The following is a 10,420-nucleotide window of genomic DNA, read 5'->3' on the forward strand; positions in this document are numbered from 1 at the left end:
GGGGTTGTCGGGGGAGACCCGCTCCCAGACCGCGTCGAGCATGGGGGCGAGCAGGAGTTCGCCGAACTGGCGGAGCAGGACCGCCACGATCTGGGCGGATTCGGGCTTGTCGGTGGAGGCCAGCCCGGCCTCGCGCAGTCCCGCGACCTCGTTGCGGGTCAGTTCGACCACGGCGTCGAGCAGGTGCAGCCGGGTCTCCGACGGCTCGAGCAGCGAGCGCCGGATGTAGTTCACGACGGCCGGATTGTCCTGCAGCATCTGGCGGACCGCCTCGTCGCGGGCCGCGGCCACCTCGGCGGAGGTGCCGGTCGGGGGAATCGAGGCGACGGTGGTGGCGAAGTAGTCCACGACCAGTTTGTCGACCGCGTCGCGCAGCCCGTCCTTGGTCTTGAAGTGGTGCTGGACCAGGCCGAGGGTGACACCGGCCTCCGCGGCGACCGCGCGCAGCGAGACGCGGGAGTCGCCGTACTGGGCGAAAAGGTCCATTGCCGCATTGCGAATGCGCGCCTTCGCGGTCAGGTCCTCATTGGTGGCCCGTGGATTCAGCATCGCCCCTCAGCTCGTTCGATTCGTCCGCCGATTCTATGTGTACTCGAGATCCGCTACTGTTGACCCATTGACTATACAAACGTATCGTTCGCGATATGGATGAATCAGCGGTGCTTCCTCTGGCCGGTGTCGAAGTCGTGTCCTTGGCGGTGAACCTGCCCGGACCGCTGGCCGCCGCCCGGCTCGCGGAGCTGGGCGCGACCGTGATCAAGGTCGAGCCGCCCACCGGTGATCCGCTCGCGGCCGCCGCGCCGCGGTGGTACGAGCGGCTGATCGCGAGCCAGCAGGTCGTCACCCTCGATGTGAAGCAGCCGGGCGATCGCGCCAAGCTCGACGAACTGCTGGCCACGGCGGATCTGCTGATCACCTCGATGCGGCCGTCGGCGCTGGCCCGGCTGGGGCTCGCGCAGCCGCACGAGAAGTTCTCCGAGCTCTCCCTCATCGAGATCATCGGGCACGCCGAGGACCCCGAGGTGCCCGGCCACGACCTGAATTACCAAGCCGTGCACGGCACCCTGACCCCGCCGCACATGCCGACCGTGCCCGTCGCCGACATGCTCGGCGCCGAGCGGGCCGTCTCGACCGCGTTGGCCGCCCTCGTGCGCCGGGTGAATACCGGTGTGGGACAGCCGTATCGGGTGGCGCTCGAGGATGCCGCCGCCTTCGCCGGTGACGCGGTCAAGTACCGGCTCATGGGCGCCGGGGCGGTGCTGGGCGGAGCCTTCCCCGGATACGGCATCTACGAATGCGCCGACGGCCACATCGCGCTGGGGGCGGTGGAGCCGCACTTCTTCATGGGGGCGCTGGCGACCTTCGGGGCCGACGGGACGCACGAGAGCTTCCGGAAGGCATTCGCCGACAAGACCATTGCCGAGCTGGAAGCCATCGCGGCCCGAGACGACCTACCGCTCAACGGTATTCGCACCAACAACGGAGAGTAGACACCGATGTCCGAACTGTTCCCCGACTACCGCCCCACCTGGGAGACCGATCAGCACCGCGAACTGCGCAAGCACGCGGCCGAGTTCTTCCGCAAGGAGGTGCCGCCGAACCGCGAGCGCTGGAACAAGCAGCACATGGTGGACCGCGACTTCTGGAACAAGGCCGGCGCCGCGGGCCTGCTCGGCCTGGACCTGCCCGAGGAATTCGGCGGCCTGGCAGGCGATTTCGGATACCAGGCCATCGTGCAGGAGGAGCAGGTCTACGCGCACGACAATGCCTTCGGCTTCTCGGTGCACTCGCCGATCGTGTCGCACTACATCTACAAGTACGGCAACGAGGAACAGCGCGCGAAGTGGCTGCCGGGCATCATCAGCGGTGACCTGGTGCTGGCCATCGCCATGACCGAACCGGGCACCGGATCCGATCTGCAATCGGTACGCACCACCGCCGTGCGCGAGGGCGACCACTACGTCATCAACGGCTCGAAGACGTTCATCTCCAACGGAACCCACTGCGATCTGCTGGTCATCGTGGCCAAGACCGACCCGTCCCAGGGCGCGGCGGGCGTCTCGCTCATCGTGGCCGAGACCGCGGATCTGCCAGGCTTCGAACGCGGGCGGGTGCTGGAGAAGATGGGTCAGCACGGACAGGACACCCGGGAGCTGTTCTTCTCGGATATGCGGGTGCCCGTGGCGAATCTGCTCGGCGCGCAGGAGGGGCTGGGCTTCTACCAGCTCATGGAGCAGCTGGCGCGGGAGCGGCTGATCATCGCCAGCCTGTGCTCGGCGCTGGCCGAGGCGGCGGTGCTCGAGGCGCTGCGCTACTCCAAGGAGCGCGAGGCGTTCGGGCGGCCGATCGGCAAGTTCCAGCACAACGCCTTCACCCTGGCCGAGGTCAAGACCGAGGCGCTGGCCATCAAAACCCTTGTCGACTACGCGATTCAGCAGTACATCGACGGCAAGAACGATCCGTCGACGGCGTCGATGGCCAAGCTGTTCGCGGCGGAGACCGCCGACAAGGTGGTCGACAAGTGCCTGCAGCTTTTCGGCGGCTACGGCTACATGATGGAGTACCCGATCGCGAACATGTACGTGGGTTCCCGGGTGAACCGCATCTACGGCGGCACCAGCGAAATCATGAAGGAAATCATCTCCCGCTCGCTGTAGGGGAATCGAAATGACCACCGAGGCATACATTTTCGAGGCGATTCGCACGCCTCGCGGCAAGGGCAAGAACACCGGGGCGCTGCACGGGGTCAAGCCGATCGACCTGGTCGTCGGCCTGATCTCCGAACTGCGGCAGCGGTTTCCGGATCTGGAAGAGGACCGCATCTCCGATGTGGTCCTGGGCGTGGTGACACCCATCGGCGATCAGGGCATGGATATCGCCCGTACGGCGGTGAACGCGGCCGGGCTGCCCGATACCGTCGGCGGCGTGCAGCTCAACCGCTTCTGCGGATCCGGGCTGGAGGCGGTCAATGTGGCCGCCAAGGCGATTCGCTCCGGCTTCGACGAGCTGGTCATCGCGGGCGGCGTGGAATCCATGTCGCGCGTCGAGATGGGCAGCGACCGCGGGGCCATGGCCTACGACCCGGCCACCGCCTACGACAACTACTTCATTCCGCAGGGTGTGGCGTGCGATCTGCTCGCCACCATCGAGGGGTACACCCGCGCGGACGTGGACGCCTACGCGGTGCGCTCCCAACAGCGCGCCGCGGCGGCGTGGAGCCTGGGGCGCTTCGCCAAATCGGTTGTGCCGGTGCGCGATATCAACGGCATCCCGATTCTCGAACAGGACGAGATCGTGCGGCCGTCCACCACCGTCGAGGACTTGGGCAAGCTGCGCCCGGCCTTCGAGGGGATCGGTGAGTTCGGCGGTTTCGACGCCGTGGCTGCGCTGAAGTACCCGTTCGTCGAGCGGGTGAACCATGTGCACACCGGCGGCAACAGCTCCGGCATCGTGGACGGCGCGGCGCTGGTGCTGGTCGGTAGCGCCGCGGCCGGTGCGGCCTCGGGTATGACGCCGCGCGCCCGCATCGTTGCCACCGCCACCAGCGGCGCGGACCCGGTCCTCATGTTCGAGGGCCCGATTCCCGCCGTGGACAAGGCGCTCGCGCTGGCCGGGCTGTCCATCGACGAGATCGACGTCTTCGAGATGAACGAGGCGTTCGCGGCGGTGGCGCTGAAGGTGCAGCGGCACTTCGGGATTCCCGACGAGAAGTACAACGTCAACGGCGGCGCGATCGCCATGGGGCATCCGCTGGGCGCGACCGGCTCCATCCTGGTCGGCACCGTGCTCGACGAGCTCGAGCGCACCGGCGGCCGCTACGGCCTGATCACGCTGTGCGTCGCGGGCGGCATGGGCGTGGCCACCATCATCGAGAGGGTCTGACAGTGGCGGATTCGACAACGGCCATGACCGGCAACATCATTCGCTGGGAGCGTGACCCGGACGGGATCGTCGTGCTGACCATCGACGATCCGGGCGCGGGGGCCAATACCCTCACCGACGCCTACGTCGCGGAGATGGGCGCGACCGTCGACCGGCTCGAGGCGGAGATCGACGAGATCACCGGTGTGGTCATCACTTCCGGCAAGAGCACCTTCTTCGCCGGGGCCGATCTCACCCAGATCATCCAGGCCGGGCCGGAACACGCGCGGGAGCTGCTCGAGGGGTCGATGCGGATCAAGAACGATCTGCGCCGCCTGGAGAAGATCGGCAAGCCGGTCGTCGCGGCCATCAACGGCGCGGCACTGGGCGGTGGCCTGGAACTCGCGCTGGCCACCCATCACCGCATTGCCGCCGATGTGCCCGGCAGCGTCATCGGGCTGCCCGAGGTCATGCTGGGCGTGCTGCCCGGCGCGGGCGGTGTGGTGCGCACCATGCGCATGCTCGGCATTCAGAACGCGCTCATGCAGGTGCTGCTGACCGGTGATCGCATGCAGCCCACCAAGGCCGAGCAGGTCGGGCTGGTCGATGAATTGGTCGGTGGGACAGCGGAATTGGTGCCCGCAGCCAAGGCGTGGATCAAGGCCAATCCGGACGCGCACGTGCAGCCGTGGGATGTGCCGGGCCACAAGATCCCCGCCGGCACGCCCTCGACCCCGGCGTTCGCGGCCAACCTGCCCGCCTTCCCGGCGAATCTGCGCAAGCAGCTCAAGGGCCAGCACATGCCCGCGCCGCGTGCCATCATGGCCGCCGCCATCGAGGGCGCGCAGGTCGATTTCGAGACCGCGCAGCTGATCGAGGCCCGCTATTTCGTGAGCCTGGTGACGGGTCCGATCGCGAAGAACATGATCCAGGCGTTCTTCTTCGATCTGCAGCATGTGCAGTCGGGAGGCGCACGGCCGCAGGGTATTCCGAAGCGTGTGCCCCGCAAGGTGGGTGTGCTCGGCGCGGGCATGATGGGCGCGGGCATCGCGTATGTGACCGCCAAGGCGGGCATCGAGGTGGTGCTGAAGGATGTGACCCCGGAGGCCGCGCTGAAGGGCAAGGCCTACTCGGAGAACCTGGAGGCCAAGGCTTTACGCAAGGGCCGCACCACCGAGGAGAGGTCGAAGGAACTGCTCGGCCGCATCCACCCGACCGCCGACGCCGCCGATTTCGCGGGCGTGGACTTCGTCATCGAGGCCGTCTTCGAGAACACCGAACTCAAGAACAAGGTGTTCGCCGAGATCGAATCGATCGTCGACGCGGATGCCGTGCTCGGGTCCAATACTTCCTCGCTGCCCATCACCGGGCTGGCCGAGGCGGTGCAGCGGCCCGCGGACTTCATCGGCATCCACTTCTTCTCGCCGGTGGAGGCGATGCAGCCGATCGAGATCATCCGGGGCGAGAAGACTTCCGACGAAACCCTCGCGCGGGTCATCGATTACACGCTGGCGATCAAGAAGTACCCGATCGTGGTGAACGACGGCCGCGGCTTCTTCACCACCCGGGTGTTCAGCATGTACATCCTCGAGGCCATGCACATGCTGTCGGAGGGCGTCGATCCCGCGATCATCGAGCAAGCGGGCTATCAGGCCGGGTATCCGGCCGCGCCGCTGCAGGTCGCCGACGAGCTCAGCTTCGGCACGATTCGCAAGATCATGGCCGAGAACGTCGCCGCCGCGGCGGCCGAGGGCTTCGCGCTCGCGGAGTCGGTGAGCACCTCGTCGCTGGTGCTCGAGACGCTCATGGACAGGTTCGAGCGGGCCGGGAAGTCCGCCGGCGCGGGCTTCTACGAGTATGTCGACGGCAAGCGGGCCGGGCTGTGGGACGGCCTGCGGCGCGAGTTCGAGACCAGCCGCACGCCGTCCGCGCCCTTCGCGGATCTGATCGACCGCTACCTGTTCATCCAGGCGATCGAGACGCAGAAGTGTTTCGACGAGGGTGTCATCGCCTCGGATCCGGATGCCAATATCGGTTCGATCTTCGGCATCGGCTTCCCGGCCTGGTCCGGCGGCGTCCGTCAGTTCGTCACCGGATATCCCGGCGGCCGTGCGGCTTTCATCGCCCGCGCCGATCAGCTGGCGGACCGGTACGGCGACCGTTTCCGGCTGCCGGAGAGCCTGCGGTAGCTCAGGCCGGACGGGACCGGCCGACGATGCCCAGGCACACCGCGCCCGCCGCGGCGAGCACGCCGAACATGGCGGGGTATCCGATGCCGGTTCCGTCGTGGCAGACCGCCATCACGGCCGGGACACCGAAGCCCAGGTAGCTGACCGCGTAGAACACGGCGGTCAGGCCCGCGAGGTCGTCGGGGCGGGCCATGCGCTCGATCTCCAGCAGGCCCGCGACCAGGCCGCTGCCGAAGCCCATGCCCAGGGCGATGGCGGTCAGGACGGTCAGCCACATGGTCAGGGTGGCGGCCGCGGCGGCGGCCAAGAGCATTCCGGTGATGACCAGGGTCAGCGACAGGACGGGCAGGCGCAGCGTGCCGGGCCGGTCGATGCGGCGCGCCACCGATTGGATGCCGAAGCCGCAGCCCAGCGTGACGACGGTGATGAAGGCGGAGAAGGCGATCGGCGCGCCGTGCACCTTGGGCATCATCAGCGTGGGCATGATCGCGTAGGCGACGGCCGACGAGGCGAACAGCCACAGGCACAGCGGCAGGGCCACGGTGCGGAAGCGGTGGTGCGCGACGGCCGGAACCTTGAGGTCGTCCAGCAGGCGGCCCGGGTTCTTTTGCGGGGCAGTGGTTTCCGGTGCGCGGAGCAGCCACGCCGCGGCCAGCACGCACAGCGTGACATTGATCAGGTAGGCGAAGGTGTCGGGCCACGGCGCCCACTGCGCCAGCACGCCGGCCACGCCCGCGCCGATGCCGAAGCCGCCGGTGAGGCTCATGGCCGAGCGGCGAGCGCCGGTGCCGGACACGGTTTCCGCGGTGTAGGGCGGCTGGGAGAGCTCCTTGAGCCAGCTCGAGCCCACCGCCATGGCCAGGCCCAGGGCGATGCCGCAGAGCACGCGGCCCGCGGAAAGCATGGGGACGGAAGCGGATCCGAAGGCGAGCAGGGTCGAGCCGAGCGCGGCGATCACCGGTGCGGGGCGCATGAGCGGGCGGCGGCCGAAGCGGTCGGACAGGGGTCCGCCGATGAGCAGCGCCGGGATGATGCCCAGCACGTATTCGAACAGCAGCAGGTCCACGGTGGCGACGGACAGGCCGTCGCGCTTGTACATGACCAGCAGGGGGGTGAATTCGTTTCCGCCCCAGGCGATCGCGAAGATCGCGGCCGAGACGCCCAGCCACGCCTTGGGGTGGGTGCCGATGGATCTTGCCGCAGTGCCGACCGATGTCAGCGTCGCCATCACAGTCCTCTCAGGGTCACGCCGTGCACGTGGGTCAGGTGCTCGGCGAGTGCTTCGGCGAAACCGGCGGCGTCGGCGGCTTCGATCAGGTTCGCGAGTCGGGTGTGCTGCTCGATGATTCGCTCCGGGTTGGTCTCGCCCCGGTGCAGCGCAACGCTGTTCATGCGGCGCTGGCGCTCGCGCAGCGAGTCGTAGAAGCCGGTCAGCAGCGGGTTGTCGGCGGCCACCACGTACTCGCGGTGGAAATCGGCGTCCACGATGGCGAATTCGTCGAGATCGCCCGCGTCGGCGAGATCGCGCTGACGGTCCAGGGATTCGCGCAGCCGGGGGAGCAGGCCCGCGCGGGCGACCCGGGTGAGCGCGTCGACCGCGCCGGTCTCCACGATGTAGCGGGCATGGATCACATGCTCGGCCTCGTGGGACGGGACGGGCACCACGAGCGCGCCGCGCTTGGGGTACAGCCGCATCCAGCCCTCGGTCTCCAGGCGCAGGAACGCCTCGCGCACGGGGGTGCGGGAGGTGCCGAGTTCGCCGGCCATCTCGTTTTCGCTGACCAGCTCACCGCCCGGCAGATCGCCGGAGAGGATGCGTTCCTTGATCTCGCGGTAGGCCCGCTCGGCGGCTGAATACGTCTTGGACACAACTTGCATACTAGATGGATCGTAGGATGATTTGCCCGGATGTGGCCGGATTCACGTGAGATCGTGAGGGAGTTGCGCCACGACCCTCTCAACCGCAATGATTCATCTTGTTGGCACTACGTCAGTAAGTAGGCCGTATCCAGGACGAGGAGGTCCGCATGGCGAACGACGCCCCGCCGCTGAACGAGGTCGTGAACGGTGGTCTGGAATTCACGATTCCGGTGGCGCACAAGATGGGCGTGCGCGCCGAAGAGGTGCGCCCCGGCTTCGCGGCCACCTCGGTGCCGATCGAGGGCAATGGCAATCACTTCGGCGTCATGTACGCCGGGGTGCTGTTCACCGTCGCCGAGGTGCTCGGCGGCGCGCTGGCCATCGCGAGCTTCGACACCAGCAAGTACTTCCCGCTGGTGAAGGATCTGCGCATCACCTTCCGCAAGCCCGCGGCCACCGATGTGCGGGCCGAGGCGTCGCTGTCGGCCGAGGAGATCGCGCGCATCGCCGATGAGGCGGAGGCCAAGGGCAAGGCCGACTACACGCTCAAGGCCGTGGTGACCGACGCCAACGGTGTCGTGGTCGTCGAGACCGAGGGGCTGTACCAGCTGCGCGCGCACGGCAAGTAGGTCCGAGTGTCGAAATGATCGAGCCCCCGGGAGTTCCCGGGGGCTCGATTTCGTCGTGATCGCTCAGGCGATGATGATCCAGCCCTTGCAGCCCGTCCCGGTGCTGCCCGGCCACTCCGAGCCGGACACCTCGAACGGGATGGCGCCCGGCATCGGGCTGCCCAGATCGATCCGGGTGGTCTGGGCGCCATAGGTATCCGGCAGCGGCGTGCGCTGTCCGTTCAGATCGATCTTGGCGTCGTCGGTGAAGTTGTTGGAGGTGGTGATCTCCAGCGTGGTGGGCGTGAAGGAGTGCGCCATCAGCGTGGTCTGGCCGCACTTGCCCTTGGCGTAGTCGAGCGTGATCTTCTGCGAGCCCGCGTCGGCGGCGGACGCGGGTGCGGCGAGGCCACCGGAGACGGCACACGCGAGCGCGGCCAGGGCGGCACGGCGGAGATACACGGTCTTCACGAACAAACCCCTTTCCTATGGTCACAGCTGTACGAAGACCCCCCGATCGACGACGATCATGCCACGGTCGGCGCACCCGCAGCGGCAGGTTGCGGTGGCGGCGCACCAGGATGCTCGGAATCCACTGCGGCGGGGCGTCTTCGACGAGGGTGAACGCCGCGGATTCGCGCGCCCGTGTCGAGACCGGATCCTGCCCCGTACCGGCCGACTAGTATCGAACGCCTTGGGACGCTGCTGGCCAGGAGGCTCGGGTGATCGTGCGCAACCGGAAGTGGGCGGGACGAGGGGCCGGAGCGGTGGTCACGCTGGTGGCCGCGCTGGTCATGGCTTTCGCGGTGGGCGGTTCGCCCGCGCACGCGGCTGCTCCCGATTATGTTGCCGCGCCCGATATCGTCGCCATCGACAGCGGTGGTCTGCACGGCGTTGTGACGCAGAATTATCGCCTGTTCAATGGAATCCCTTATGCCGCACCGCCGGTCGGGGAGCTGCGCTGGCGTGCGCCGCAGCCCGTATCGCCCTGGCCCGGGGTCCGGGAGGCTCGGGACGCGGGCCCGAACTGTCCGCAGGCGACCGGTCTGGGCGGATTGCGCTCGACCACCGAGGACTGTCTCTATCTGAATGTTTGGACCCCGCCGACCCTGCCCGCCGACGGCCGCGGACTCCCGGTCATGGTGTGGATCCACGGTGGCAGTCTCCAGGTCGGCGCCGGAAGCATGTACGGTGCAGCACCTTTGGTGTCGCAGGCGGACGGCGACGCCATCGTGGTCACCCTCAACTACCGGCTCGGCGCCCTCGGCTTCCTGGCCGCCTCGGCGCTGGACGAGGGGGAGGGGGTGGGTGATTACGGGCTGATGGATCAGCAGGCCGCGCTGCGCTGGGTGCAGCGCAATATCGCGGCCTTCGGCGGTGACCCGAACCGGGTGACCGTGGATGGTGAATCGGCGGGCGGCATTTCGATCTGCGCCCACATGGCCACGCCGAGCTCGGCCGGACTGTTCCACGCCGCCATGCTGCAGAGCGGCCCGTGCCTCGCGCAGTCGCTGTCCGAGGCCGAGACGGCAGGCGATGCCTGGGCGGCCGGAGTCAGTTGTGCCGGACCGGATTCCGCGGCTTGCCTGCGCGGCCTCTCACCCGACGTGTTGGTGGACCGCGCGCCGGAGTCGGCGAGCGTGGTGTACGGCAACAGCTTTCTCCCCAAGAGCCCGGTGTCGGAGCTGAAAGCCGGTCGGATGATGCGCATCCCGACCTTCATCGGCTCGAACCACGACGAGATGGCCTTATGGGTCTGGATGCGATACGGCAACCCCCTCGGCGCGCGACTCGAAGCCTCGGCCTACCCCGCCGTCCTCAAAACCCAACTGAGCCTCGACCAAACCGAAGTCGACCGCGTCCTCCAGGAGTACCCCCTCTCTGCCTTCGCCCAGCCCGCCC

10 protein-coding genes are annotated in these 10,420 nt (G+C 68.0%); 6 read left to right on the forward strand and 4 right to left on the reverse strand.

What is annotated here, in order from left to right:
- On the reverse strand, window positions 1–549 hold a 549-nt coding region (locus ACAM49_RS35320), incomplete at its 3' end, for a TetR/AcrR family transcriptional regulator (protein ID WP_369639884.1).
- Window positions 550–644: 95 nt separating this feature from the next.
- On the opposite strand from ACAM49_RS35320, the gene ACAM49_RS35325 reads away from it, so the two are divergent.
- The 4 genes from ACAM49_RS35325 to ACAM49_RS35340 are packed head-to-tail and all read left to right on the forward strand — an operon-like array spanning window position 645 to window position 6,050.
- Window positions 645–1,490 (forward strand): CoA transferase, encoded by an 846-nt coding sequence (locus ACAM49_RS35325; protein WP_369639885.1) that lies wholly within the window; start codon window positions 645–647, stop codon window positions 1,488–1,490.
- A gap of 6 nt (window positions 1,491–1,496) precedes the next feature.
- Window positions 1,497–2,657, forward strand: coding sequence for an acyl-CoA dehydrogenase family protein (locus tag ACAM49_RS35330; RefSeq protein WP_369639886.1), 1,161 nt, complete (start codon window positions 1,497–1,499; stop codon window positions 2,655–2,657).
- A 10-nt stretch (window positions 2,658–2,667) separates the two neighbouring features.
- Window positions 2,668–3,882 (forward strand): acetyl-CoA C-acetyltransferase, encoded by a 1,215-nt coding sequence (locus ACAM49_RS35335; RefSeq protein WP_369639887.1) that lies wholly within the window; start codon window positions 2,668–2,670, stop codon window positions 3,880–3,882.
- 23 nt (window positions 3,883–3,905) lie between these two features.
- Window positions 3,906–6,050, forward strand: coding sequence for a 3-hydroxyacyl-CoA dehydrogenase NAD-binding domain-containing protein (locus ACAM49_RS35340; protein WP_369639892.1), 2,145 nt, complete (start codon window positions 3,906–3,908; stop codon window positions 6,048–6,050).
- 1 nt (window position 6,051) lies between these two features.
- Here ACAM49_RS35340 and ACAM49_RS35345 read toward each other — a convergent pair whose 3' ends face one another.
- Window positions 6,052–7,278, reverse strand: coding sequence for an MFS transporter (locus ACAM49_RS35345; RefSeq protein WP_369639888.1), 1,227 nt, complete (start codon window positions 7,276–7,278; stop codon window positions 6,052–6,054).
- Window positions 7,278–7,928: a GntR family transcriptional regulator gene (locus tag ACAM49_RS35350; protein ID WP_369639889.1), complete on the reverse strand. Its 651-nt coding sequence runs from the start codon at window positions 7,926–7,928 to the stop codon at window positions 7,278–7,280. Before ACAM49_RS35350 ends, ACAM49_RS35345 begins: the two co-directional genes overlap by 1 nt.
- A gap of 149 nt (window positions 7,929–8,077) precedes the next feature.
- On the opposite strand from ACAM49_RS35350, the gene ACAM49_RS35355 reads away from it, so the two are divergent.
- A complete protein-coding gene (locus ACAM49_RS35355; RefSeq protein WP_040813309.1) occupies window positions 8,078–8,539 on the forward strand; it encodes a YiiD C-terminal domain-containing protein in 462 nt (153 codons plus the stop codon).
- 63 nt (window positions 8,540–8,602) lie between these two features.
- Here the strand turns inward: ACAM49_RS35355 and ACAM49_RS35360 are convergent, their stop codons facing one another.
- Complete coding sequence (locus ACAM49_RS35360) at window positions 8,603–8,989, reverse strand: hypothetical protein (RefSeq protein WP_369639890.1); 387 nt, start codon at window positions 8,987–8,989, stop codon at window positions 8,603–8,605.
- Window positions 8,990–9,240: 251 nt separating this feature from the next.
- Between ACAM49_RS35360 and ACAM49_RS35365 the strand changes: the two genes are divergently transcribed.
- Window positions 9,241–10,420: carboxylesterase/lipase family protein (locus tag ACAM49_RS35365; RefSeq protein ID WP_369639891.1), on the forward strand; the 1,180-nt coding region annotated here is incomplete at its 3' end.

Origin of the sequence: Nocardia sp. JMUB6875 (genome assembly GCF_041154655.1) — a bacterium.
GTDB lineage: Bacteria > Actinomycetota > Actinomycetes > Mycobacteriales > Mycobacteriaceae > Nocardia.

What these genes read in the sequence shown, in the direction of transcription:
- ACAM49_RS35325 (WP_369639885.1), top strand. Translation starts at nt 645, where the DNA reads ATGGATGAATCAGCGGTGCTTCCTCTGGCCGGTGTCGAAGTCGTGTCC.
- ACAM49_RS35330 (WP_369639886.1), top strand. Translation starts at nt 1,497, where the DNA reads ATGTCCGAACTGTTCCCCGACTACCGCCCCACCTGGGAGACCGATCAG.
- ACAM49_RS35335 (WP_369639887.1), top strand. Translation starts at nt 2,668, where the DNA reads ATGACCACCGAGGCATACATTTTCGAGGCGATTCGCACGCCTCGCGGC.
- ACAM49_RS35340 (WP_369639892.1), top strand. Translation starts at nt 3,906, where the DNA reads ATGACCGGCAACATCATTCGCTGGGAGCGTGACCCGGACGGGATCGTC.
- ACAM49_RS35345 (WP_369639888.1), bottom strand. Translation starts at nt 7,278, where the DNA reads ATGGCGACGCTGACATCGGTCGGCACTGCGGCAAGATCCATCGGCACC.
- ACAM49_RS35350 (WP_369639889.1), bottom strand. Translation starts at nt 7,928, where the DNA reads ATGCAAGTTGTGTCCAAGACGTATTCAGCCGCCGAGCGGGCCTACCGC.
- ACAM49_RS35355 (WP_040813309.1), top strand. Translation starts at nt 8,078, where the DNA reads ATGGCGAACGACGCCCCGCCGCTGAACGAGGTCGTGAACGGTGGTCTG.